At 48.9% G+C, this 235-nt stretch carries 2 tRNA genes; both read right to left on the bottom strand.

The window, feature by feature from the left end:
* Window positions 1-42: 42 nt before the first annotated feature.
* A tRNA-Gln gene (locus tag AACR09_RS09120) sits at window positions 43-117 on the bottom strand.
* 30 nt (window positions 118-147) lie between these two features.
* Window positions 148-232 (bottom strand) — tRNA-Leu (locus AACR09_RS09125).
* Window positions 233-235: the final 3 nt, after the last annotated feature.

Here is a 235-nt window from a genome sequence, read left to right on the forward strand (position 1 = left end):
TATAGTTAAGAAGACTTATGGTTTGTCTAAGTAACGTTGTAATGGCTGGGCTACCTGGATTCGAACCAGGGAATGCTGGCATCAAAAGCCAGTGCCTTACCGCTTGGCGATAGCCCAACAGTGATGTCATTTAAGACATCTAAATAATGGTGCGGTCGGAGAGACTTGAACTCTCACACCTCTCGGCGCCAGAACCTAAATCTGGTGCGTCTACCAATTCCGCCACGACCGCAGC

The sequence above is a fragment of the Vibrio sp. OPT20 genome (genome assembly GCF_963889365.1).
Lineage (GTDB): Bacteria > Pseudomonadota > Gammaproteobacteria > Enterobacterales > Vibrionaceae > Vibrio > Vibrio splendidus.